The sequence below is a fragment of the Nonomuraea monospora genome, from assembly GCF_039531895.1.
Lineage (GTDB): Bacteria > Actinomycetota > Actinomycetes > Streptosporangiales > Streptosporangiaceae > Nonomuraea > Nonomuraea monospora.
On record NZ_BAAAQX010000061.1, the window covers coordinates 1 to 24,314 of the forward strand.

The following is a 24,314-nucleotide window of genomic DNA, read 5'->3' on the forward strand; positions in this document are numbered from 1 at the left end:
TGGTGTCGCGGGCGTCGACCTCGTGCTCCTCGATGTGGATCGAGGACAGGACGTCGTCCTGCACCAGCCGCTGAGAAAGGATGATCGCGTCTTCGTAGTTGTGACCCTCCCACGGCATGAACGCCACGAGCAGGTTCTTGCCCAGCGCCATCTCGCCGTTGTCGGTGCACGGGCCGTCGGCGATGATCTGGTTGATCTCGACGCGGTCACCCTCGGCGACGATCGGCTTCTGGTTGTACGACGTGCCCTGGTTGGAGCGCTTGAACTTGGCGACCCGGTAGGTGGTCCGGCTGCCGTCGTCGTTCATGACCGTGATGTAGTCGGCGGAGACCTCCTCCACCACCCCCGCCTTCTCGGCGCTGATCACGTCGCCGGTGTCGGCCGCCGCGCGGTACTCCATGCCGGTGCCGACCAGCGGCGCCTCGCTCTTCAGCAGCGGCACGGACTGCCGCTGCATGTTCGCGCCCATCAGGGCCCGGTTGGCGTCGTCGTGCTCCAGGAAGGGGATCATCGCGGTGGCGACCGACACCATCTGGCGCGGCGACACGTCCATGTAGTCGACCTCGCCGGAGCGCACGTACTCGGTCTCGCCGCCCTTGGTGCGGACGAGCACGCGGTGGTCGGCGAAGCCGCCGTCGGCCGTGAGCGGCGAGTTGGCCTGCGCGATGACGAACTGGTCCTCCTCGTCGGCCGTCAGGTAGTCGATCTGCTCGGTGACCTTGCCCTCGACGACCTTCCGGTACGGCGTCTCGATGAAGCCGAAGGCGTTGAGGCGGCCGAAGCACGCGAGGTAGCCGATGAGCCCGATGTTGGGGCCTTCCGGGGTCTCGATCGGGCACATCCGGCCGTAGTGGGACGGGTGCACGTCGCGCACCTCCATGCCCGCCCGCTCGCGCGACAGGCCGCCGGGGCCGAGCGCGTTCAGCCGCCGCTTGTTCGTCAGACCGGCCAGGGGGTTGGTCTGGTCCATGAACTGGGAGAGCTGGGAGGTGCCGTAGAACTCCTTGATCGACGCCACGACCGGGCGGATGTTGATCAGGGTCTGCGGCGTGATGGCCTCGACGTCCTGCGTGGTCATGCGCTCGCGCACGACGCGCTCCATGCGGGCCAGGCCCAGCCTGATCTGGTTCTGGATGAGCTCGCCGACGCTGCGCACCCGCCGGTTGCCGAAGTGGTCGATGTCGTCGGTCTCCAGGGGGAGGCCGGTGGACTCCTCGCCGGCGTGCAGCCGCACCAGGTAGTCGATGATCGCGACGATGTCGTCCTCGGTCAGGACGGTGACGTCGATGTCGAGGGCGAGGCCGAGCTTCTTGTTGACCTTGTAGCGGCCCACCTTGGCGAGGTCGTACCGCTTGGGGTTGAAGTAGAGGTTCTCCAGCAGGGTCTGCGCCGACTCCTTGGTCGGCGGCTCGCCCGGCCGCAGTTTGCGGTAGATGTCGAGCAGGGCGTCGTCCTGACCGGCGGTGTGGTCCTTCTCCAGGGTGGCCCGCATCGACTCGTACTGGCCGAAGCGTTCCAGGATCTGGTCGCTGGTCCAGCCCAGTGCCTTGAGCAGGACGGTGACGGGCTGCTTGCGCTTGCGGTCGATGCGCACGCCGACGTTGTCGCGCTTGTCGATCTCGAACTCCAGCCAGGCGCCCCTGGACGGGATGACCTTGCAGCCGAACAGGTCCTTGTCGGAGGTCTTGTCGACGTTGCGCTCGTAGTAGACGCCGGGCGAGCGGATGAGCTGCGACGTCACGACGCGCTCGGTGCCGTTGACGATGAAGCTGCCCTTGGGGGTCATGAGCGGGAAGTCGCCCATGAAGACGGTCTGGCTCTTGATCTCGCCGGTGGTGTTGTTGATGAACTCCGCCGTGACGAACATCGGGGCGGAGAAGGTCATGTCCTTCTCCTTGCACTCGTCCACGGAGTACTTCGGCGGCTCGAAGCGGTGGTCGCGGAACGACAGGGACATGGATCCCGAGAAGTCCTCGATCGGGCTGATCTCCTCAAGGATCTCCTGGAGGCCCGACTGGGCCGGCACGTCCCTGCGCCCCGCCTGGCGAGCCGCCTCCACCCGGGCCTTCCACCTCTCGTTGCCGAGCAGCCAGTCGAACGACTCGGTCTGCAGGGCGAGAAGGTCGGGAACTTCGAGGGGCTCCTGGATGCGCGCGAAGGAGACACGGCGAGGACCGGCGGGTATGGGAGAGGCGTTGCGCGAGGCTGCCAACAGATGTCCTTCCGGAGGATACGAAGGCGAAGGACGGCAGCATAACGCAATAGGCAAACGGAAGTCCACACCTATTTAGTGTGTCAACCCCATCTGCCGCCATCAATATCCCACACTCCCCACCCCCTCGTCAAACCAACACCCACCCAACCCCCTAGATGCAATTTGATGGCAATTGCGGATTATGTGCACAATGGTGCCGATCAACCACCTCACCGACGGAGACCCATGACCCGCCCGCTCCGCCCCACACTCAGGCTGCTAGCCCTCGTGACGGCCGCCGTGGCACTGGCCGCGTGCGGCCAGGCCCCCGCCCCTCAGCAGCAGGCGGCGGCCCCGGCGGCCGGGTTCCCCGTCACGGTCGAGAACTGCGGGCGGAAGCTCACCTTCGACAGACCGCCGTCCAAGGTGGTCACCGGGTACCACCCCTCCCTGGAGACCCTGCTCTCCCTCGGCCTCGGCGACCGCATCGCCGGCCGCACCTTCTTCGGCGAGAGCGCGTTCCTGCCCGGCCAGAAGGAGCAGTACGAGCGGATCCCGCAGATCTCCGAGACGATCATGCTGCCGCAGAAGGAGGTCATGCTGGCCCAGGGCGCGGACTTCGTCCTGGACAACGCGATGGCCTCCTTCGACGCCGCCGGCGGCTACGCCGGCGTGGCGGAGCTGGACGCGGCCGGCAGCCCGGTCTACATCCTCGGCGGGTGGTGCAGCCCCGAGGAGACGCTCCAGTACACCCTGGACAAGACCTTCACCGACATCCAGAACCTGGGCAAGATCTTCGGCGTCTCCGACCGCGCCGACAAGCTGGTCGCGGAGCTGCGGGGCAGCCTGGCGGACGTCAAGAAGCGCGTCGAGGGCCGCACCCCGGTCAAGGTGCTGGCCACCGACGGCGGCAAGGGCCCGGTCAACGCCTACGGCGGATCCGGCATCACCAACCAGATGATCACCGCGGCGGGCGGCGTGAACGTCCTCAAGGACGTCAAGGGCGACTACACCGAGGTCAGCGTCGAGCGGGTCAGCGCGGCCCAGCCCGAGGCCGTCCTGGTCAGCGACTACGCCACGCTGCGCGGCGAGGACATGCCCAGCTCACCGGCCAAGGCCGAGGAGGCGTTCGCGATCGCGAAGAACAGCCCCGCCGCCGAGGACAAGCGCTACCTGGCCCTGCCCGTGGCCGCCCAGCACCCCGGCTACCGCAACATCCTGGCCATCACCGACATCGCCAGGTTCCTGCACCCGGACGCCTTCGCCCAATGACCGCCCAGGACGTGGCGCCGGTGCGCGCCGCACCCGCCCGGCGGCGCGGCGGCCGGTTCGTACCGCTGGTCGTCGCCCTCGCCGTCGCCGCCGTCGCCTCGACCTGGCTGGCGGTGAGCATCGGCGCGGTGCACGTCGCCCTGCCGCAGGCGTGGGGCATCGTCGCCGACCGGCTCGTCCCCGGCCTGGCGCCGCGCACCTGGTCGCCGGTGCAGGAGCAGATCGTGTGGGAGTTCCGGCTGCCGCGCGCCCTGCTCGCGCTGCTCGTCGGGGCCGGGCTGGCGGTCGTCGGAACGGTGCTGCAGGCGCTCGTGCGCAACCCTCTCGCGGACCCGTTCCTGCTCGGGATCTCCTCCGGCGCGTCGTTCGGCGCGGTGTGCGTGTTCATCCTGGGCGCCTCGGCGCTGGGCGGGCTGTCGCTGTCGGCCGCCGCCTTCGCCGGCTCGCTGCTCGCCCTCGGCCTGGTGTACGTGCTGGCGCAGCGGTCCGGGCGGATCACCCCGTCGCGGCTCGTGCTGGCCGGGGTGGCGCTGGCCTACCTGTTCCAGGCCGGATACAGCTTCGTGCTGCAACTCGCGCAGAGCGGGCGGGCCGCCCAGCAGGTGCTGTTCTGGCTGATGGGCAGCCTCGGCGGGGCCCGCTGGCACATGCTGCCGCTGCCGGCCGTCGTGCTGGCCGCCGGGGTGACGTACCTGCTGCTGCAGCACCGCCCGCTGAACGCCATCGCCGCCGGGGAGGAGACGGCCGTCTCGCTCGGCGTGAACGTCAACCGCTTCAGGCTGACCCTGTTCGTGCTGACCTCGCTGCTGGTCGGCGTGCTGGTGTCCACCAGCGGCGCGATCGCGTTCGTGGGGCTGATCGTGCCGCACGCCGCGCGGCTGCTCGTCGGCGCCGACCACCGGCGGCTGCTGCCCGTCACCGCGCTGCTCGGCGCGGTCTTCCTGCAACTGGTGGACATCGCCGCCCGCACCGTCAACGCCCCGCAGGAGCTGGCGCTGAGCATCGTCACCGCGCTGTTCGGCGTGCCGTTCTTCCTGTGGCTGCTGCGCCGCCGCTCGGTGGAGCGGGCGGTGAGCGTCCAGTGAAGCTCGACCTGCGCGGGGTGTCCGTCGGCGTGGACGGCCATCCCATCGTGCACGGGGCCGACCTGGTGGTGGACGACGGCGAGTTCGTGGCGCTCGTCGGGCCGAACGGCTGCGGCAAGTCCACCCTGCTGCGCACGATCTACCGGGCGCTGCGGCCCGCCGCCGGGCTCATCGCCGTGGACGGCGACGACGTGCACCGGCTGCCCGCCCGCCAGGCCGCCCGGCGCATCGCCGTCGTCGCCCAGGAGACCCCGGCCGACCTGGACTTCACCGTGGCAGAGATCGTCGCCATGGGGCGCACGCCGTACAGGCCCGACGCTTCCGCGGACGAGAAGCTGTGCGCCGGGGCACTCGACCGCGTCGGCCTGGCCCACTACACCGACCGGGTCTTCGCCACCCTCTCGGGCGGCGAGAAACAACGCGTCCTGCTGGCACGCGCCCTGGCGCAGGAGACGCGGCTGCTTCTGCTGGACGAGCCCACCTCCCACCTGGACATCCGCCACCAGCTCGAACTGCTGCACCTCGTGCGTGAGCTGGGCATCGCCACCCTGGCCGTCCTGCACGACCTCAACCAGGCCGCCGCCTTCTGCGACCGCCTCTACGTCATGGACGCCGGCCGCATCGTCGCCGGCGGGCCGCCCGGCGAGGTGCTCACGCCTGAGTTGATCTCGCGGGTGTACGGTGTGCGCGCCGTGCGGCGCACCCAGCTCGTCTTCGAACGACTCGCAGACGACCCGCTCACGGACGAGGTGTGAAGAACGTCCACCACGTACAGACGAGGAGAGCGAACCTTCGTGACCTGGGACCCCTTCGGCACGCTGCGCGGCGCGCTGTGGATCGGCGGCGGGCAGTGGGCAGGCAAGTCGACCGTGGCCCGGCTGCTGGCCCTGCGGCACGGGCTGACCGCCTACCACTACGACTACCACGACGCCCGCGGCCACGACGACCGCCGCGTCGCCCGCCGCCTCAGGCTGGGCGAGCCGCCGGGCGGCCCCGACCCCGACACCATGTGGGTGCGCGGCACGCCCGCTGACATGGCCGCCGAGACGCTGGCCGGCTTCCCCGTCCGGTTCGAGTGGGCGCTGGACGACCTGCGCGGCCTGGTCTCCGGGCGGCCCATCGTGGCCGAGGGCTGGGGGCTGCGGCCCGAGCTGGTCGCGCCGATCGTGGACTCGCCCCGGCGGATGGTCGTCATGGTGCCCACCGCCGAGTTCCGCGACCGGCAGGCGCGCGAGCTGCCCCGGGCCGCCGCCGTGGGGGCCGGTGTGAGTGACCCGGACCTGGCCCAGCGCAACCGGCTCGAACGCGACCGCCTCGTCGCCGACGACGCCGTACGCTCCGCGCGCCGCCTCGGCATCCGGGTGATCGAGGTGGACGGCACGCTCGGCGCCGACGCCGTCGCGGACCTCGTGGCCGACCACTTCCGGCCATACCTGGAGGAAGCGTGAACGGGCGCTCGCGGGCGCGCGCACTCGGCGTGCTCCCCGGCCCGCTGCCCACCGGGCCGCTCAACGCGATCACCGACGTGGCGGGCGTCCTGGTGGGGCACACGACCATCGACGACGGCGCCGACCTGCACACCGGGGTCACCGCGATCGTCCCCGCAACCGTGCGGGCGCTGCCCGCCGCCGTCCACACCGGCAACGGCTACGGCAAGCTGGTCGGCTCGACCCAGGTGGACGAGCTGGGCGTGCTGGAGTCGCCCATCGTGCTGACCGGCACCCTGTCGGTGTTCAGGGCGGCCGACGCGGTGCTCACGTACCTGATGGGGCTGCACCCGGGCGAGCTCTCCTTCAACCCGCTCGTCGGGGAGACCAACGACGGCTTCCTGTCCGACATCCGGCGCCGCCCGATCACCGAGCGCCACGTCCTCGACGCGCTGGAGGGCGCGCACGGCGGGTTGCCCGCCGAAGGATGCGTGGGCGCGGGCACGGGGACGACTGCGCTGGGTTACAAGGCGGGCATCGGCACCTCGTCCAGGCGGCTGGACGCGGGCGGCGGCCCGGTGACGGTCGGGGCGCTGGTGCAGGCCAACTTCGGCGGGACACTGACGGTTCGCGGCGTCCCGATGCCGGTGGAGGAGCTGGTGCCGGGGGCGGGCCGCGTGGAGCCGCCGGGCAACTCGTGCGTGATCGTGGTGGCCACCGACGCGCCGCTCGACGCGCGGCAGCTCGGCCGGCTCGCCCGCCGGGCGATCTTCGCGATGGGCCGGGTGGGGGCGTCGTACTCGCACGGGAGCGGCGACTACGCGATCGCGTTCAGCACGGCGGACCCCGCTCCTGCGCTGCCCGACGCGGTGCTGAGCCCGGTGTTCGCGGCGGTGATGGACGCGGTGGAGGAGGCGCTGCTCAACTCCCTGTTCATGGCGACGACCACGACCGGGGTCGAGGGGCACACGAGCCACGCGGTGCCGTACGACCGGCTGTGACGATCAGGGCCGCCGGAACCGCTCCTCGAACGCGGCCCGGTTCGCTCGGCGGCGATCTTGCGCAGTCTTCCACTCCCGCAAGGGCGTTGGAATGAGTCTTTCATGAGGGCTGTGAAATGTTTCGGAAGCATCTAGCAGCTCATATGCTTTCGCAAAGCCACTTGATGTCGAAATATTTCTTACCATCGTTGACACGTTTCGGGGCCGTCTTCACAATGACCGCAGGCCACCCCCCAACGATCAAGGGATCAGCGATGACCGATCGGAAACGCGGCTCCACCCTCGCCGCCGGGCTCCTGGGCGCCCTCCTCGCCGTCTGCCTGGCCGTCACCGCCACCTCGGCCCTGGCCGCCGACCGCACCCGGGCCGCCGCCGACTGCAGCGGCGGCTACGTCGGCCTGACCTACGACGACGGCCCCAACGCCGGGAACACCGCCAACCTGCTCAACGCGCTCACCTCGAACGGCCTGCGCGCCACGATGTTCAACACCGGGCAGAACGCCCAGAACAACCAGGGCCTGGTCAGGGCGCAGCGGGACGCGGGCATGTGGATCGGCAACCACAGCTGGTCGCACCCGCACATGACGCAGCTCAGCAGCGCGCAGATGACGTCGGAGCTGCAGCGCACCCAGCAGGTCGTCCAGCAGGCCACGGGCTCGGCGCCGCGGCTGTTCCGCCCGCCGTACGGGGAGACCAACGCCACCCTGCGGTCGGTGGAGCAGCAGCTCGGACTCACCGAGGTGCTCTGGGACGTCGACTCGCAGGACTGGAACGGCGCGAGCACGGCGCAGATCGTCCAGGCCGCGGGCCGGCTGCAGAACGGCCAGGTCATCCTCATGCACGACCAGTACGCCACGACGCTGGCGGCCGTCCCGCAGATCGCCGCGAACCTGCGCAGCCGCAACCTGTGCGCCGGCATGATCTCCCCCGCCACCGGCCGGGCCGTCGCCCCCGACGGCGGCTCGAACCCGCCGTCGTCCCCGCCGCCCGGCGGCGGCAGCTGCACGGCCACGATCACGCAGGGCCAGCAGTGGAGCGACCGGTTCAACCTGTCGGTGACCGTCTCGGGCTCCAGCTCGTGGATCGTCACGGTCACCCTGAGAGCGCCTCAGAAGATCATCGCGACCTGGAACGGCACCCCCTCGTGGGACTCCACCGGCTACGTCATGACGATGCGGCCGAACGGCAGCGGCAACACCTTCGGCTTCACCGTCCAGCACAACGGCACCTGGACCTGGCCCTCGATCACCTGCCGCACCGGCTGACGCGGCGACCTGTCATACAGGCTAATGTCCTGTATGACAGGTTGTGTACCGCCGTGGAGGAGAACGTCCAGTGAAGTACGACGTGGTGCTGGTGGGTGGCGGCATCATGAGCGCCACCCTCGGCGTGCTGCTGCGGCGGGTGCGGCCCGACTGGTCGATCCTCGTCCTCGAACGGCTGGACGGCCTCGGCCTGGAGAGCTCCTCGGCGTGGAACAACGCGGGCACCGGCCACGCCGGGCTCTGCGAGTTCAACTACACGCCGCTGACCGGCGCCGGGTCGATCGACGTGAGCGGCGCCGTCACGGTGGCCGAGCAGTTCAGGCTGTCCCGGCAGCTCTGGGCGCGCCTGGTCGAGGAGGGCGCGCTGGGCGACCCCGCCGGCTTCATCCGGCCGGTCCCGCACTACGGGTTCGCCCACGGCGCCGCCGGGGTGGAACACCTGCGGCTGCGGCACGCGGCGCTGCGCGGGCATCCGCTGTTCGAGGGGATGGAGTTCACCGCCGACAGGGGCGTCATGGCGCGGTGGCTCCCGCTGATGTTCGACGGGCGGCCCGAGGGCGAGCCGGTGGCCGTCTGCCGCACCCGTGGCGGCACGGACGTCGACTACGGGGTGCTCACCCGGCGGCTGTTCGCCGCCCTGGGCGGGGACGTGCGCACCGGCCACGAGGTGCGGGCGCTGCGGCGCGACGGGCGGTCCTGGCTGCTGCGCGTCCGTGACCTCCACGGCGCGCGCGACCACGTCGTCCGCGCCCCGTTCGTCTTCCTCGGCGCGGGCGGCGGGACGTTGCCGCTGCTCCAGAGCGCCGGCGTGCCCGAGACGCGCGGCTACGGCGGCTTCCCCATCAGCGGCCGGTTCCTGCGCACGGCCGACCCTGATCTGGTGGCCCGCCACCACGCCAAGGTCTACAGCCACGCCGAGCCGGGCGCGCCGTCGCTGTCGGTGCCGCACCTCGACACCCGCGTCGTGGACGGGCGCACGTACCTGATGTTCGGCCCCTTCGCCGCGTTCTCCGCCCGCTTCCTCAAACGCGGCCGTCTGTCCGACCTGCCCCGATCGGTGAACCCGCACAACTTCGGCACGCTCCTGGGCGCCGCCCGCCACCACCACGACCTGGTGCGTTACCTCGTCGGCCAGCTCACCCAGACCCACGCCGGACGGATGCGGGCGCTGCGCCGGTTCGTCCCGGACGCGCGGGCGCGGGACTGGCAGCTCGTCACCGCCGGGCAGCGGGTGCAGGTCGTCAAGCGGGTGAACGGCCGGGGCTCTATCGCCGGCTTCGGCACCGAGGTGGTGACGTCGTCCCACGGCGGCCTCGCCGCCCTGCTCGGCGCCTCCCCGGGCGCCTCCGCGTCCGTTTCGATCATGCTGGACGTGCTCGAACGGGCCTTTCCCGAGCACGTACGGGACTGGCGGCCCGCGCTGCGCGACCTGCTGTCCTCCTCCGCCGAGATTCTGGGGCCGGACCGTGGCTGACGATCACGGGGCGAGCCTCGCCGACCGGGTGGAGGGCGAGCTGCGGCGCGGCATCGGCGGCGGGGAGTGGCAGCCCGGCGCGCTGCTGCCGTCCGAAGGCGAGCTGGCCGTGCGGTTCGACGTCAGCCGCACCGTCGTCCGCGAGGCCATCTCCCGGCTACGCGCGGCGGGGCTGGTCGAGACGCGGCGGGGGCGCGGCTCGTCCGTGCTGGCCAGGCCCGCCGCGCAGGACTTCACGCACGCGCTCGGCACCGTGCGCACCCCCCAGGATCGGGTGCACCTCCTGGAGCTGCGGCGCGGCATCGAGGTGGAGGCCTCCGCGCTCGCCGCCGCCCGCCGCACGCCCGCCGCGCTCGCCGCCGTCGACGCCGCCCTGCGCAGGACGGCTGCCGTGCGGGGCGGGGCCAGCGACGCGGTCGAGGCCGACTTCGCCTTCCACCGTGCCGTGGCCGCCGCCACCGGCAACCGGTTCTACCTCGACCTGCTCGACACGCTGGGGGCCGGTGCGATCACCCGCCCGTACGCCGGGCCCGAACCCGACCCGGGGCACCTCGACCAGGTGCTCGCCGAACACCGGCGGATCCGCGACGCGATCGCGTCGGGCGACGCGCTGGGCGCGGCGGCGGCGATGCGCACCCACCTCGACGCCTCCCTGGCCCGCCTCAAGAGCTGACCGCGACGCGGCGGGTCATGGCACGACAACCCGTTTGACCCGGGTGACATGCTGATGCGCATGAGCGTCCAGATCCGGCCTGTTCGAGAAGAGGACCGGCACGCCGTCATGGAGCTCGCCGCCCGGCTCTGCGAGGGGGTGGCGGAGTGGCGCGATCCCGACGCCGTGGTGGAGGCGGCCCGGCAGTGGCTGGCCGGGTTCTTCGCGCCCGTCGCGCCCGAGCAGCGGGGGGCCGTGTTCGTGGCCGTGGCCGGGGGTGAGGTCGTCGGGCTGGTGTCGGTCAACACGCACCGGCACTTCACCGGGCCCGTCGAGGCTTACATCGGTGAGCTGGTCGTCGCGCCGCACGCCGTCCGGGGCGGGGTGGGGCGGCGGTTGCTGGGGGCGGCGGAGGAGTGGGCGCGGGGGCGGGGGGTGCGTCACCTGACGTTGGAGACGGCGGCGGGGAACGCGACCGCGCGGCGGTTCTATGCGGCTGTGGGGTATCGGGAGGAGGCGGTCCGGTTCACGCGGGTGCTCGATCAGTAGGCGTCGCGAGCTGCCGGAGGGCACGCGCGCTGAGATGGGGCGGGTCGCGCTGAGCACGGCCCGCACCTCAGCGCCGCACACGCGCAGCACGGCCCACACCTCAGCGCCGCGCACACGTGGCACGGCTCGCGCGCCTGAGCGTGGCGGCTTCGCGCAGCATGCCCCATCCCGCCCCGGGATCGGCAGCGGTCGGCGTCAGATTTCCGCGCCGAGGCCGAGTTCGTCCACGACCACCGGCAGGCCCGTACGGAGGGCCTGGTTGGCGGCGATGCCGACGGCGACCGCGCGCAGCCCGTCGCGGTAGTCGGCGGCCCGCCCGAGCGGGTCGGGGCCGACGCGCAGGTCGCGGCGGAAGACGTCCATGAGCAGGATGGCGTCCCCACCGCCGTGACCGCCGATGCCCGCCGGGATCGGCACCTCCTCGGGCCGCTGCCAGTGCCGCTGCACGACGAGACGCTCGCCTTCGGGACGCCGCGGGTCGTGCGCGCCGAGCGGCGTGGCCGACGGGTCGAGGACGGCGTTGCCGTCGGCGTCCAGCTCGATGAAGCCGCGCTCGACGACCTCCAGCTCGGCGCGACCGGCCGTCCCGTTGACCGTCACCCGGTACCCCTCCCACGGGCTGTGCGCGTTGAGGGAGTAGCTGAGCCGCGCGCCCCGGCGGTAGTCGACGAGGACGGCGATGTTGTCCTCGATGGTGACGCCCGGCGCGAAGGGGTCCTGGTCGCGGCGGTAGCCGTCGTGCTGCTCGGCTTGCAGGTAGAGGGCGTCGAGGCGGGGGTCGGCGCGCAGGTCGAGGGAGAACGGGTCGCCGTGGGTGCCTGTGCCGCGTTCCGGCCGCTCGCCCATGCCGCGGGCGGCGGCGTTCTCGTCGCCGTAGAAGCGCAGCGCGGCGGAGGCGTAGACCTTGGCGGGGGTGTCGTCGAGCCACCAGTTGATCAGGTCGAAGTGGTGGCTGGCCTTGTGGATGAGGAGGCCGCCCGAGTTGGCCTTGTCGCGGTGCCAGCGGCGGAAGTAGTCGGCTCCGTGGACGGTGTCGAGCGCCCACTCGAAGTGCACGCTGGTGACCTCGCCGATCGCGCCGGACGCGATCACCTCCCGCAGGGTGGAGTTGCGGGGCGCGTAGCGGTAGTTGAACGTCATGACGACGTCACGGCCGGTGTCGGCGACGGCCTGGGTGATGCGGCGGCAGCCGTCCACGTCGATGGTCAGGGGCTTCTCGACGACGACGTCCGCGCCGGCGCGCAGCGTCCGGTCGACCAGCTCGGCGTGGGTGCGGTCCAGGCTGGTGACGATCACGACGTCCACGCGCTGCTCGGCGACCATCCGCTCCAGGTCGTCCGGGGTGTGGCGGGGCAGCTTCGCGGGGCCGCCGAGGCCCAGGCGCGCGCCCGCGTGAGCGTCGTAGTAGTCGATGCGGGCCGGGTTCGGGTCGAGCCAGGCGACGATCTCGCCCACGTCGGCGTGGTCGCCGGTCAGCGCGTCGATGTACATGCCGGCGCGGTGCCCGGTGCCGGCGACCGCGTAACGGCGGCGGGCGCGCGACGGGGGCGGGGCGTCGAACTGCGGCACCACGCCGGCGCCCGGCTCGGTGCTGGTGTGGGACGCGGGGGCGGGGGCAGTGGGGTTCTGATCCACGGGGTGGGTCACGAAGGTCCTTCAGGTGAAAAGTGAACGTTCATCTCAGGACGCTAGTGAACGTACACCCGCAGGGTCAAGGCGGACATGCAGCCGTGAGTGTGAACGTTCATCAGTGAGGTACGGAATGCCTGTACCGTACCTACCAGAGGACGGCACGAGCCAGGAGTACCACGTGAGCCAGGGCGCGACGACGAAGCGGCCGACCATCATGGAGGTCGCCAGGCTCGCCGGCGTCTCCCACCAGACGGTGTCGCGCTTCCTCAAGTTCAACGGCGACGGCATGAAACCGGCCACCAGCGAGCGCATCAAGACGGCCATCGAGCAGCTCGACTACCGTCCCAACCTCGTCGCCCGCGCCATGCGCGACCGCCGCACCGGCCGGCTCGCGATCCTCCTGCCGACCGGCACCGCCGTCAGCTCGCTGGAGCTGCTGGCGGGCGCGACCGAGTCGGCCCACGAGGCCGGGTACGTGGTCGAGGTCGTCACGCTCGGCGGCCCCCCGCAGACGTGGTCGCAGCGGGCCCTGGAGCTGTCGGACTCCGGGCTGTTCGAGGGCATCCTGTCGCTGACGTCGATGACGCTTCCCGTCCAGCGCGCCGGGAGCGTGCCGATCGTCGTGTCACCCGACTACGACGAGCACATGCGCGGGGTGGGTGAGCTCGCCGACGCCTCCCACATGGCCGCGATCATCGAGCGGCTGGCGGAGTACGGGCACCGGCGGTTCCTGCACCTGGCGGGCGCCTACGCGCACGCTTCGGCGGGCGAGCGCAGGCAGGTCTACCTCGACACCCTGCATCGGCTGGGGCTGGAGTCGTACGGGGTCGTCGACTGCGAGTGGTCGGCGCAGGCGGCGCGGCGGGCCATGCTGGAGCTGCCCGCCGGCAGTGGGGTGACGGCGGTCATCGGGGCCAACGATCTGGTGGCTGCGGGGGCGATCCGGGGGGCGTGGGAGCGGGGGTGGCGGGTGCCGGCGGATCTGAGCATCACGGGGTGGGACAACAACCCCGTCACCGCGTTCGTGCCGCCGTCGCTCACCACCGTCGACGTCGATCACGAGAAGCTGGGGCGGCGGGTGCTGGCGCGGCTGCTGGCCGCGCTGCGGGGGGAGCCCGCGCCCGAGGAGGACGACGAGCCGATCACGCGGGTGATCTGGCGCGAGTCGACCGGCCCGGCCCGCCGACCCGCCTGACCCCGCCGACCCGCCTGCCCCGTCGGGCCGCCCGGGCCGAGTTACCAGGTCTTCCCGGCCTGCTCCCCCGTCGCCCGGTTGATCCGGTTGAACAGGTTGGTCAGCGACACCTCCAGCAGGATCGAGGAGAGCTGCTGGTCGTCGAAGTGCGCGGCGGCGGCGTCCCAGATCTCGTCGGTGACGCCCGGCGCGCCGTCCTGGATCCGGGTGGCGGCCTCGGCCAGCGCGAGCGCCGCCCGCTCCGCCTCCGTGAAGAACGGCGTCTCGCGCCAGGCGGCCACGCTGTGCAGCCGCTCGTCGCTCTCCCCGTGCTTCCTGGCCGAGTGGACGGCGGCGTACACGCAGGGGCTGCAGCCGTTGATCTGGCTGACCCGCAGGTGGACCAGGTCGATCAGGAGCGGCTCGACGCCGCCGGAGTGGATCGCCTTGTACAGGTGCTGGATCGCGGTGGTCACGTCGGCGTTGGGCCGGCTCTTGAGACGTGCTTCCATCGTTGGTGCTCCTTCATCGGTTACGTGAACCCGTCCGGGTCCGTCATCACCCATGACGGAGCAGTTCGTAGAAAGGTAACGAGATGTCCGACAGCAGCCCGGCGGATCTGGTGGCCATGGCGTTCGAGGCGCAGCGCGACCGGCTGCGCGCGGTCGCCTACCGCATGCTCGGCTCGCACGCCGACGCCGACGACGTGGTGCAGGAGGCCTGGCTGCGGCTGTCCCGCCAGGACGCGGCGGCCATCGGCAACCTCGCCGGCTGGCTGACCACCGTGGTCGGCCGGATCAGCCTGGACGTGCTGCGCTCACGCCAGTCCCGCCCCGAGGCGTCCTTCGACGACCGGCTGCCGGAGCTGGAGGTGACGGCCGGCGACGGCCGCGCGCCCGAGGACGACGTGGCGCTCGCCGACTCGGTCGGGCTGGCGCTGCTGGTCGTGCTGGAGTCGCTGGGGCCGAGCGAGCGGCTGGCGTTCGTGCTGCACGATTTGTTCGCGGTGCCGTTCGACGAGATCGGCCAGATTCTCGGCAGGTCCACCGACGCGGCCAAGATGCTGGCCAGCCGCGCCCGCAGGAAGGTTCGGGCGACCGACCGGCCGGCGTCCACGGGGCGGGAGCACCGGGTGGCGGTGCAGGCCTTCCTGGCGGCGGCCCGGCTCGGCGACTTCGAGGGGCTGCTGCGGGTGCTCGACCCCGAGGTGACCCTCACCGTGGACACCCCCGGCGGCGTGGTCGTCACGCTCGGCGCCACCGAGGTCGCCTCCAGCGCGAAGCTGGCCGCCGGCGCGGCCACGCGGGGCGGGTGGGTGCTCGTGGACGGCCTGCCCGCGATCGCGTCGTGGCGGGAGGACGGCAGCCCGTTGTCGGTCATGACGTTCACCGTGGTCGAGGGCAGGATCGCGCACCTCGGGGTGGTGGTCGATCCGGAGAAGCTCGCGTCGATGGACCTGCCGGAGGGCCCGTCGCAGGGGTGGGGCTGAGGGCCGGGGCTGAGGGCCGGGGCTGAGGGCCGGCGGTCGGGGCTGGGGTCGGCCGTCGGAATGAGAGACGGCCGCCGGGGGTTCGCGGCCCGGCGGCCGTTCGCGTTCTGTGCGGGTTCACGCCACCCGGTCCCGCGCCGGAACCAGGCGGGCGCCCAAGGCTCGGGCGCCGATCACCATGGCCGCCGCCGCCAGCACGATGTCCTTGAAGATGTACTGGGCCTCAAGGGTGGGCGCGCCGGGGAACAGGTTCGTGAAGAAGAACACGTACGGCGCGAAGAAGCCCGCCAGCGCGCCCGTCATCACCACCAGCCCGGTCTTCAGCAGCTTGCCGGTGACCAGGGTGAGGCCGATGAAGACCTCCATGGCGGCGATCACGGCCTGGGCCGCGTAACCCGACAGCAGGCCCAGGGACAGCTTCTCCAGCGTGGCCACCGACAGCGCCTCCGCCGGGCTCACCCCGGGGAAGAACTTGAGCGTGCCGAACGCCACGAAGACCAGCCCGAGGCTGACCCGCAGGACGTCGATGCTGTGCCGGGCCAGCCAGCCGGACAGTTTGGTGATCATGGTGGCGGTGTTCATGTCGTGCTCCCTCGTCGGCGATCTCGTTGCGTCTGGGTCAAGACTCGCGAAATCGGCGGCGGGCGGCGTCGGGCTGTGGGAGGCATCTGGCGTACGTCGCCGCACGTACGGCGGGGTACGCGTGTACTGCCGGGAGCCTCGGGGGTTCGCCCTAGGGGTGCACGATCACCAGGTCGGAGCGTACGCCCGCGGTGGTATCAGGGCGCGGTGGCGCGGGACCACTGCTGGTTGGTTCCGGTGCCGCAGGTGTACTGGTGGATGTCGGCGCCGTCGGCCGTCGAGGCGCCGGCGACGTCCAGGCACTTGCCGCTGTGGCGGGCGCGGAGCTGGAAGTACGAGCCGGTGGCCGCCCACTGCCACTGCTGGTTGGCGCCGGTGCCGCAGGTGTACTGGATGACGTTGGCGCCGTCGGCGGTGGAGGCGCCGGCCACGTCCAGGCACTTGCCGCTGTTCTGGCTGATCAGGCGGAAGTAGCCGCCGCCGGCGTCCTGGAAGAGCCATTTCTGGTTGCCGCCGCCGTTCCACGTGTACTGCTTGATCTCGGCGTTGTTCGCCGTGGACGCGCTGACGACGTCCATCACCTTGCCGCTGTGGCGGGCGGTGACGCGGTGGTACGGGGTCGCGGCGTCCAGGCCCCAGGACTGGCGGAGCTGGTCGCGGCCCGAGGCGCTGGTCGTGGTGAGGGAGAGTGCGGTGCCCGTGCCGTTGATCGTCTGCAGGCGGTACCAGTCGTTGGGGCGCACGCCCGGCCAGTAGACGGTGCCGAGTTGCAGGGCGCGGGCCTCGGCCGCCACGCCACGGACGAACGCGACGAAGCTGTCGCCGTCGCCGGGGGCGTTGTAGTCGCGGCCGTCGGTCATGGGCGCGCCCCATTCGGTGATGACGACGCGGCCGGCGTAGCTGCCGACGCTGGTGCGCAGCGCTTCGCGCCAGGAGTCCTCGGTGGTGCGGGCGGTGTCGAAGAACTGGTAGATGTGGCGGGAGATGAGGGTGCCGTCGAAGCGGCTGTCGCTGCCGATCGTGATGAGCCGCTGGTTGTAGCCGGCGCCGCTGATGATGACCCGGCCGCGCGGGACGCCCGGGTGATTGCTCAGCCATTGGGCGGCGAGGTTCTTCCAGTCGGCGTCGCTGTAGGCGTAGGGTTCGTTCATCGGCTCGAAATGCACGAGCGAGGTGCCGCCGTATTTCGCGACGATGGTCTGCCACATGGACCAGAACTGGCCGAGGTCGTCCACCGTGCCATTACGCGAACCGGCGCTTTCCCAGTAGCTCAGGATGACTTTCATGCCTTTGCTCACGGCGGTGTCGATGGCGCCGGTGTAGGAGTTCCAGTACGCGCCGGAGACGGTGGCGTGGTTGACGGGCAGTCGGACGGTGTTGGCGCCGAGGTTGGCCTGGAAGCCGGACAGGATCCGGTCGGCCTTGGCCTGCGTCGTCGCGTAGCTGTCGGAGGTGCTCAGGCCGCCGAGGACGAGCACGCCGTCCACGAAGTTGTCGCGTTCGTCGGCCCAGTTGACGCCGCGGAAGTCGGTCGTCGCGGCGTGGGCGGGGGCGGGGGTGGTGCCGTGCAGGCTCCAGGCGAGGACGGTGAGCAGGACGGCACCGGCGGCGCGTAAGCATGTCGTTCCCATGGTCGATCACCTTGTTTCCGAGGGAAATGCTGATAGCGCTAACATCAGCGCGCAGCAGGCTGACCGGGCATTCACGCGGGTGCCGCGAGTGTCGGCTTTTACAAGGGAGTTGTCAATCCGTCAGGGAATGACCAGCGGCGCGCCGTTGGCGAGCACGTTCCGCAGGACGAGGCCCTCGACGTGCTCGGCCACGCTGGGCGTCGCGATGGCGCCGAAGTCCACGTCGGTCAGCGTGACGCCGCGGATCGGCGCGTCGGCGTAGCCGCGCAGGTTGAGCGCCCGGTTGGCGGTCCGCACGGTCATGCCGCGCACGTCGATCCCGCCCACCACCGGGTTGAAACCGTGCCCCGGCCCCTCCTCGTAGTTGAAGTTGACGTCGATGACCGAGCCGCCGACCTGGCCGATCTCCAGGTCCCTGGCGTACAGGCCCTCGATGAAGCCGCCCCGCACGGAGTTGGTCTTGAAGCGCAGCGCGATGTCCAGGTCCGGGCTGGACATCGTGCAGTCCCTGATGAACACCTCGCGCACGCCGCCGGACATCTCGCTGCCGATCGTCAGGCCGCCGTGCCCCTCGCGGAACGTGCAGCCCTCGACCAGGATGTGCTCGCTGGGCACGTTCACGCGGCGGCCGTCGGCGTTGCGGCCCGACTTGATCGCGATGCAGTCGTCGCCGGTGTCGAACGTGCAGTCGCAGATGACCACCAGCCGGCTGGACTCGGGGTTGCAGCCGTCGTTGTTCGGGCCGTGCGTGCGGACGGTGACGCCGCGGACCAGCACGTTCTCCGACAGGGTGGGGTGGATCTCCCACATCGGCGAGTTGACTATCGTGACGCCCTCGACCAGCACGTTGCCGCACCGGTAGGGCTGGATGAAGGACGGGCGCAGGTAGCCGCCCTCGCCGTACACCCGCTGCCCGACCGGCACGCCCTGCTCGGCCTGCGCGAACAGGGCGGCCCTGGCCTCGGCCTGGCGCGGCTCCCCCGGCTCCCAGCCGTGGTCGCCCGAGCCCTTCCACGGCCACCAGTGGTCGTCGTCGGCCTGCCCGTCGAGCACGCCCTTTCCGGTCACGGCGATGTCGTGCTGCCCGTAGGCGTAGATCAGCGGCGAGTAGTTGAGCAGCTCGACGCCCTCGAACCTGGTCAGCACCAGCGGCAGGTACGCCTTCGGGTCGGTGCTGAACAGCAACGTGCCGCCCTCGGCCACGTGCAGGTCGACGTTGCTCAGCAGGTGCACGGCGCCGGTCAGGAACCGGCCCTCCGGGACGTCCACGTGGCCGCCGCCCGCCGCGTTGCAGGCCTTGATCGCGGTACGGATGGCCGCCGTGCAGTCCGTCACCCCATCCCCTACGGCACCATATTTCCGGATGTCGAACCGGCGGTGGGGGAACTTCGGGCCGCGTACCTTGGCCGCGATGCGGTTGGCTCGTGCCCACGGGTCGGATAACGCCTGCGCCTCTCCCCCGTTCAGTGTGAGGGGGACGGCGGTGGCGGATGCGGCCAGGGCGCGCAAGGCGTCGCGGCGGCTCCATGAACGGCTCTGCATCGGGGGGCCTTCCTGACCGGCACCGGTTCGAGACATCCCGGATGCTATGTCAACCCCTTGCACTGATCCAGGGGTGTGCGGCACATCGGCCCTGGATCGGGGGTGCAACCGTTTGCAGGTTCTGCCTATGCGGTCAGCACCTTGCGGAGGAGGGCGCCGAACTCGGCGGGGTGGGTGGTGAGGCCGACGTGGCCGCCAGGGAAGTGCACCAGCTCCGTGCCGAACAGGTCGGCCAGGAAGGCGGCGGGGCGGTAGGGCAGCTCGCCGCGCGACTCCTCGCCCGCCGCCAGGACGAGGCGGTCGGAGAGGGTGTGGAGGCGTTCCACGTCGGGGGTGTAGGCCATGAAGCTCGGCACGATCCGTCCGAGGAAGTACGGCATGTCCGCCATCGTGCGTTCGGCCCGCCCCGCCGCCTCGGGAGGCAGCTCAGCCTCCGGACGGGCGGCGGGCTGCTCGGAGGCGGGCTGGTAAGCAGGGGCGGGCTCTGGGGTGGGGGGCTCGTCGCCGGGGCGGCGCAGGCCCGCCGCGAACAGGGCCGCCGCGGGCATCAGGCCCTCCGTCCGGAACGTCTCGTCCACCCGGGCGAGCAGCGCCCGGTGGTCGGCGGCGTCCGGCAGCACCTCCACCACCGGCGGCTCGTGCGCCACCACGCGCAGGACCCGCTCCGGATGGGTGACGAGCAGGTGCAGCGCGACGATCGCCCCGGAGCTGCACCCGGCCACCAGGGCGGGCTCCCCAGGAGACAGTAGCTCCAGCAGCCGGAACGCGTCATCGGCGTGCTGCGCGACCGACTGCCGGGCCTCGGGGTCGTCGAGCGGGCTGCGGGTCAGGCCGCGCGGGTCGTAGGTGACGACGGTGTACTCGCCGGCCAGGTCGCCGGCGACGCCGTCGAAGGAGGACGCGCCGCCCGTGCCGCCGGGGATGAGCAGCAGGAGCGGGCCGCTGCCGCGCACCTCGTAACGCAGGTCGGCGCCGTCCACTCGCAGGTGGCCGACGGTGGGGCTGGTCATGCTGGATCTCCTTCTGAGGTGTCGCCTGCGGGCCAGTGCTCCAGGAGGGTGTGCAGGGCGTCGAGGCAGCGCAGCCAGGTGGCCTCCGCCGGCCGCGCGTGCGCGAAGCCGCCCGCCGCCTCAAGGCTGACGAACCCGTGCAGCGTGCTGCGCATCAGCCGGACCGCGTCCGTCAGGTCGGGCTCGACCAGCTCGTACGCGCGCAACATGCTGTAGGTCAGCTCGATCGCGCGCCGCGGCCCCGAAGCCCGGGCGACCAGCTCGGGGTCGATCTCCATCGGGAGCTGCGTGGCGGTGTAGCGGCCGGGGTGGTCGTGGGCGTAGCCGCGCCACGCGTTCGCGTACGCGACGAGCGCGTCCCTGCCGGCCCGCCCGGCGGTGGCCTCCGCGATGCGGATGGTCTTCTCGTCGGCGCCCAGCAACGCGATCCGTCCTCGCAGGTCGTCGAGGCTGCGGACGTGCGCGTACAGGCTGGCGTCCTTCACCCCGAGCCGCCGGGCCACCGCGGACATGGTCACGTGTTCGAACCCGACCTCGTCCGCCAGCTCGGCTCCGACGAGCGTCACCCGCTCGGTCGTCAGCCCCATGCGCGCCAAGGCGCTTCACCCCTTTCCTAGAGCCATTAGTTTCTACCTAATGCTCCTAGGAAATACAAGCGCAATAGCAAGTTTCGGAGTGGCATTGAAATTTTCACGGCCGAGATGCCCTGCCAGGCAGCCATGCCGCCGGTCAGCAGCCTCACATCTTGACGGGATTCATTGACAGCTCACCGCAACCCGCCTGATACTTTCGCCACTGTTCCGATAGTTTCGTCGATGCCCGCCTTCACGAGAAGGAAGCACGCAGATGAACGACGCCCCCCACCGAACCAGGCGGCTCGCAGCCCGGATCTGCGCCGTGGCCGCCGCGCTGGCCGTCGCGATGCTGCCCAGCGTCGCGCACGCGGCCATCACCACCAACCAGACCGGCACCAACAACGGGTACTTCTACTCGTTCTGGACCGACAGCCAGGGCACCGTGTCCATGGAGCTGGGGTCCGGCGGCAACTACAGCACCTCGTGGCGCAACACCGGCAACTTCGTGGCAGGCAAGGGCTGGAACCCGGGCGGCCGCAGGACGGTGAGCTACTCGGGCAGCTTCAACCCGTCGGGCAACGCCTACCTGACCCTGTACGGGTGGACGAGGAACCCGCTCATCGAGTACTACATCGTCGACAACTGGGGCACCTACCGGCCCACCGGTACGTTCAAGGGCACGGTCACCACTGACGGCGGCACGTACGACATCTACCAGACGACCAGGTACAACGCCCCGTCCATCGAGGGCACCCGCACCTTCAACCAGTACTGGAGCGTGCGCCAGTCGAAGAAGACCGGCGGCACCATCACGGCCGGCAACCACTTCGACGCGTGGGCGCGTTACGGCATGAGCCTGGGCAGCCACGACTACCAGATCCTCGCCACCGAGGGCTACCAGAGCAGCGGCAGCTCCAACATCACGGTCGGCGGCTCCTCCGGCGGAGGCGGCGGTGGCGGTGGCGGTGGTGGGGGCGGTGGCGGCGGCGGGGGTTGCACCGCCACGCTCTCCGCGGGCCAGCAGTGGAGCGACCGCTACAACCTGAACGTCTCGGTCAGCGGCTCCAGCAACTGGACCGTCACGATGAACGTGCCCTCCCCCGCGAAGGTGCTGTCCACCTGGAACATCAGCGCCAGTTACCCGAGCGCCCAGGTGCTCACCGCCAGGCCGAACGGCAGCGGCAACAACTGGGGCGTCACCATCCAGCACAACGGCAACTACACCTGGCCGACGGTCTCCTGCAGCGCGAGCTGACCCACCCGCGGCTTGTGGCGCGGCGGCGACCTCCTGGCCGCCGCGCCACCTTCGCGTCCTCAGAAGGGGAAGGCCCGGTCCTGGTCGCGGACGGTCACCCACTGCAGCTCGCAGAACTCCTCCGCCGCGAACCCCATCCCGAACCGCCCCCACCCGCTGTCCTTGACCCCGCCGAACGGCATGTGCGGCTCGTCGTTGACGGGCTGGTCGTTGACGTGCACGATGCCGACGTCCAGCGCGGCGGCCAGCCGCAGGCCGCGGCGGCTGTCGCCGGTGATGACCGAGGCGACGAGCCCGAAGTCGGAGGCGTTGGCGCGGGCGACGGCGTGCTCGGCCGACTCGACCTCCTCCAGCACCACCACCGGCCCGAACGTCTCGCCCTGCGCGATCTCCGCCTCGTCCGGGACGCCGGTGAGCACGGTGGCCGGGTAGCAGGGCGGCGCGGGCACGCCGCCGGCCAGGACGCGGGCGCCGAGCCCGACGGCCTCCTTGACCCGGCGGTCGAGCAGGGCCAGCGCCCACTCGTTGATCACGGGGCCGACGACGGTGGCGGGGTCGGCGGGGTCGCCGGTGGGCAGCGCCGCCACCCTGGCCGCGAACCGCTCGGCGAACTCGGCGGCCAGCGGGCGCTCGACGTAGACGCGGCGGGCGCACATGCACACCTGCCCCTGGTGGACGAACGCGCCGAACGTGGCCGCGTCGACCGCGTAGCCGAGGTCGGCGTCGCCCGCGACGATGAGCGGGTTCTGGCCGCTGAGCTGCAGCACGACGCGCTTCAGATGACGGCCGGCCTTCTCGGCGAGCCGCCTGCCGGTCGGGGTGGAGCCGGTGAAGTTGATGCGCTTGACGAGCGGGGCGGCCAGCAGCGCGTCGGCGACCGCGCCGGCCTCGCCGGGCGCGTGGGTGACGACGTTGAGCGCGCCGGCGGGCAGGCCCGCTTCCTGGAGGATCTCCGCCCACAGCGCTCCCCCGGTGTACGGGGACTCCTCGGACGGTTTCAGGACCACGGTGTTGCCGAGCGCGAGCGGCCCGACCACGGCCCTGCCCGACAGGGTGAGCGAGGCGTTCCACGGCGCGATGGCCGCCACCACGCCCACCGGGCGGCGTACGGCCATCGCCTGGGTGCCCGCCACGTCGGACGGCAGCAGCTCGCCCGCCGGCTGGTAGGCCAGGTGGGCGGCCTGGCGGAGCAGCTTGACCGCGAAGTCGAGCTGGATCTCGCCGAAGTGCCGGCCGCAGCCGGTCTCGGCGGCCAGCGCGCCGAGCACCTGCGCGCCGCGCCGCTCCAGGACGGCGGCGGCGCGCAGGAAGACCTGCTGCCGCTGCCCCGGCAGCGCCCGGGCCCACCCGCCGAACGCCTCGTGGGCGGCGGCGACGGCCCTGTCGGCGTCCTCGCCGTCACCGGCGGCGACCTCGCCGAGCGTCGCGCCGGACCACGGGGAACGGTTCTGGTACCAGCGCCCTGACACGGCGTCGCACCACTGCCCGCCGATGAAGTGGCCGATCCGCGGCCTGTCCCAGCCGCCCCCGATGAGCTGCGCTCCGGCCATCAGGCTCGTCTCTCCTCGCTCGTGTCGTCGTCACGCCCGGCTCGTAAGGGTGCCACCACCGCGGCGGCGTTCCCAGCGACGTTCGAATATCTCAAACACCCAGACCTTATTCTGACCGTTGTGACCGACGACGACTCCCCCCGCCCGCGCGGCCGCACGGCCGCGGACGCCTCGTTCTCCGTGTCGCTGGAACGCGGGCTGCGCATCCTGTCCGCCTTCACCGGCAGCCGCTCCGTGCTCGGGATCGCCGACCTGGCCAGGGCGGTGGGCCTGAACAAGAGCACCACCCACCGCTACGTCGCCACGCTGACCAAGCTCGACTACATGCAGCAGGACCCGGAGACCAAGAAGTACTTCCTCGGGCCGCGCGCCGCCGACCTGGGCTTCGCCGCGATCGACTCCATGGAGCTGGGCAGGGTCGCGGGGCCGCTGCTGCAGGCGCTGGCGGACGAGACCGGCTACACCGTGAGCATGGGGCTGTGCGACGGGCCCGACATCGTCTACGTCGACCGCCGCCGCAGCGGCCGGCGCAGCTCGCTGGCCATGGACCTGAACCTGCACGTGGGCTCCAGGCTGCCGGCGTACTGCACGTCGATGGGCAAGGCGCTGCTGGCCTTCAAGGACGCGGCGGCGCTGCGGCAGATCCTCGACCACACCGACATGGCGCGGCGCGGCCCCAAGACGATCACGAACAGGGAGCAGCTCACGGCGGCGCTGGCCAAGGTGCGCCAGAGCGGGGTGGCGGTCAACGACGAGGAGCTGGCGCCGGGGCTGCGCTCGTTCGCGGCGCCGGTGCGCGACCGTTCGGGCGAGGTGGTCGCGGCGGTCAACGTGGCCGTGCACCTGACGGTCGCGCCCACGGCGGTGGAGGCGCTGGCGGCCCGCATCGAGCCGCCGCTGCGGCGCACCGCCGCCGAGATCTCCCGCCGCCTCGGCCACCGCCCCTGAGATCACC

General features: G+C 71.6%; 22 protein-coding genes. 13 read left to right on the forward strand and 9 right to left on the reverse strand.

Annotation, left to right across the window (positions count from 1 at the left end; genetic code table 11):
• A partial coding sequence (rpoB, locus tag ABD331_RS57185; protein ID WP_344495392.1) for a DNA-directed RNA polymerase subunit beta occupies positions 1-2,212 on the reverse strand: 2,212 nt, incomplete at its 3' end.
• 228 nt (positions 2,213-2,440) lie between these two features.
• Here rpoB and ABD331_RS57190 point away from each other — a divergent pair.
• The 9 genes from ABD331_RS57190 to ABD331_RS57230 all read left to right on the forward strand — a co-directional run bounded on the left by ABD331_RS57190 (position 2,441) and on the right by ABD331_RS57230 (position 10,919).
• Entirely contained in the window at positions 2,441-3,466 is a 1,026-nt protein-coding gene (locus ABD331_RS57190) for an ABC transporter substrate-binding protein (RefSeq protein WP_344495394.1), read from the forward strand.
• Entirely contained in the window at positions 3,463-4,551 is a 1,089-nt protein-coding gene (locus ABD331_RS57195) for a FecCD family ABC transporter permease (protein ID WP_344495396.1), read from the forward strand. Before ABD331_RS57190 ends, ABD331_RS57195 begins: the two co-directional genes overlap by 4 nt.
• Positions 4,548-5,306 (forward strand): ABC transporter ATP-binding protein, encoded by a 759-nt coding sequence (locus ABD331_RS57200; RefSeq protein ID WP_344495398.1) that lies wholly within the window; start codon positions 4,548-4,550, stop codon positions 5,304-5,306. The genes ABD331_RS57195 and ABD331_RS57200 overlap by 4 nt, the downstream gene beginning before the upstream one ends.
• 39 nt (positions 5,307-5,345) lie before the next feature.
• Positions 5,346-5,999, forward strand: coding sequence for a hypothetical protein (locus ABD331_RS57205; protein ID WP_344495400.1), 654 nt, complete (start codon positions 5,346-5,348; stop codon positions 5,997-5,999).
• Positions 5,996-6,979, forward strand: a complete 984-nt coding sequence (locus tag ABD331_RS57210) for a P1 family peptidase (RefSeq protein ID WP_344495402.1) — start codon at positions 5,996-5,998, stop codon at positions 6,977-6,979. The genes ABD331_RS57205 and ABD331_RS57210 overlap by 4 nt, the downstream gene beginning before the upstream one ends.
• Before the next feature lie 254 nt (positions 6,980-7,233).
• Positions 7,234-8,244, forward strand: a complete 1,011-nt coding sequence (locus ABD331_RS57215) for a polysaccharide deacetylase family protein (RefSeq protein WP_344495404.1) — start codon at positions 7,234-7,236, stop codon at positions 8,242-8,244.
• Positions 8,245-8,314: 70 nt separating this feature from the next.
• Positions 8,315-9,718: a malate dehydrogenase (quinone) gene (mqo, locus tag ABD331_RS57220; protein ID WP_344495406.1), complete on the forward strand. Its 1,404-nt coding sequence runs from the start codon at positions 8,315-8,317 to the stop codon at positions 9,716-9,718.
• Complete coding sequence (locus ABD331_RS57225) at positions 9,711-10,391, forward strand: FadR/GntR family transcriptional regulator (RefSeq protein ID WP_344495409.1); 681 nt, start codon at positions 9,711-9,713, stop codon at positions 10,389-10,391. Before mqo ends, ABD331_RS57225 begins: the two co-directional genes overlap by 8 nt.
• 60 nt (positions 10,392-10,451) lie before the next feature.
• Positions 10,452-10,919 carry a GNAT family N-acetyltransferase gene (locus ABD331_RS57230; RefSeq protein WP_344495411.1) on the forward strand — a complete coding sequence of 156 codons (468 nt, stop codon included), beginning with the start codon at positions 10,452-10,454 and terminating at the stop codon, positions 10,917-10,919.
• Positions 10,920-11,114: 195 nt separating this feature from the next.
• On the opposite strand, the gene ABD331_RS57235 is transcribed toward ABD331_RS57230, so the two are convergent.
• On the reverse strand, positions 11,115-12,566 hold the full coding sequence (locus ABD331_RS57235; protein ID WP_344495413.1) for a Gfo/Idh/MocA family protein: 1,452 nt from the start codon (positions 12,564-12,566) through the stop codon (positions 11,115-11,117).
• Between the two features lie 163 nt (positions 12,567-12,729).
• Between ABD331_RS57235 and ABD331_RS57240 the strand changes: the two genes are divergently transcribed.
• Positions 12,730-13,746, forward strand: a complete 1,017-nt coding sequence (locus tag ABD331_RS57240; RefSeq protein WP_344495415.1) for a LacI family DNA-binding transcriptional regulator — start codon at positions 12,730-12,732, stop codon at positions 13,744-13,746.
• Between the two features lie 41 nt (positions 13,747-13,787).
• Here ABD331_RS57240 and ABD331_RS57245 read toward each other — a convergent pair whose 3' ends face one another.
• Complete coding sequence (locus tag ABD331_RS57245; protein WP_344495417.1) at positions 13,788-14,237, reverse strand: carboxymuconolactone decarboxylase family protein; 450 nt, start codon at positions 14,235-14,237, stop codon at positions 13,788-13,790.
• An 83-nt stretch (positions 14,238-14,320) separates the two neighbouring features.
• Here ABD331_RS57245 and ABD331_RS57250 point away from each other — a divergent pair, with 83 nt between their 5' ends.
• The gene (locus ABD331_RS57250; RefSeq protein WP_344495418.1) at positions 14,321-15,214 is read left to right on the forward strand and encodes a sigma-70 family RNA polymerase sigma factor; all 894 of its coding nucleotides are present in this window, start codon (positions 14,321-14,323) and stop codon (positions 15,212-15,214) included.
• Between the two features lie 117 nt (positions 15,215-15,331).
• On the opposite strand, the gene ABD331_RS57255 is transcribed toward ABD331_RS57250, so the two are convergent.
• From ABD331_RS57255 to ABD331_RS57275, 5 genes are all read right to left on the reverse strand, one after another.
• On the reverse strand, positions 15,332-15,796 hold the full coding sequence (locus ABD331_RS57255; protein ID WP_344495420.1) for a DoxX family protein: 465 nt from the start codon (positions 15,794-15,796) through the stop codon (positions 15,332-15,334).
• A gap of 197 nt (positions 15,797-15,993) precedes the next feature.
• On the reverse strand, positions 15,994-17,427 hold the full coding sequence (locus ABD331_RS57260; RefSeq protein WP_344495422.1) for an RICIN domain-containing protein: 1,434 nt from the start codon (positions 17,425-17,427) through the stop codon (positions 15,994-15,996).
• Between the two features lie 120 nt (positions 17,428-17,547).
• Complete coding sequence (locus ABD331_RS57265; protein WP_344495424.1) at positions 17,548-18,969, reverse strand: glycoside hydrolase family 28 protein; 1,422 nt, start codon at positions 18,967-18,969, stop codon at positions 17,548-17,550.
• A 125-nt stretch (positions 18,970-19,094) separates the two neighbouring features.
• Positions 19,095-19,979: an alpha/beta fold hydrolase gene (locus tag ABD331_RS57270; RefSeq protein ID WP_344495426.1), complete on the reverse strand. Its 885-nt coding sequence runs from the start codon at positions 19,977-19,979 to the stop codon at positions 19,095-19,097.
• Positions 19,976-20,575, reverse strand: coding sequence for a TetR/AcrR family transcriptional regulator (locus tag ABD331_RS57275; RefSeq protein ID WP_344495428.1), 600 nt, complete (start codon positions 20,573-20,575; stop codon positions 19,976-19,978). Before ABD331_RS57275 ends, ABD331_RS57270 begins: the two co-directional genes overlap by 4 nt.
• Positions 20,576-20,825: 250 nt before the next feature.
• On the opposite strand from ABD331_RS57275, the gene ABD331_RS57280 reads away from it, so the two are divergent.
• Positions 20,826-21,809, forward strand: coding sequence for a glycoside hydrolase family 11 protein (locus ABD331_RS57280; protein ID WP_344495430.1), 984 nt, complete (start codon positions 20,826-20,828; stop codon positions 21,807-21,809).
• Between the two features lie 59 nt (positions 21,810-21,868).
• Here the strand turns inward: ABD331_RS57280 and ABD331_RS57285 are convergent, their stop codons facing one another.
• A complete protein-coding gene (locus ABD331_RS57285) occupies positions 21,869-23,359 on the reverse strand; it encodes an aldehyde dehydrogenase family protein (RefSeq protein WP_344495432.1) in 1,491 nt (496 codons plus the stop codon).
• A 120-nt stretch (positions 23,360-23,479) separates the two neighbouring features.
• Between ABD331_RS57285 and ABD331_RS57290 the strand changes: the two genes are divergently transcribed.
• Positions 23,480-24,307: an IclR family transcriptional regulator gene (locus tag ABD331_RS57290; protein WP_344495434.1), complete on the forward strand. Its 828-nt coding sequence runs from the start codon at positions 23,480-23,482 to the stop codon at positions 24,305-24,307.
• The last annotated feature ends 7 nt before the right edge of the window (positions 24,308-24,314 follow it).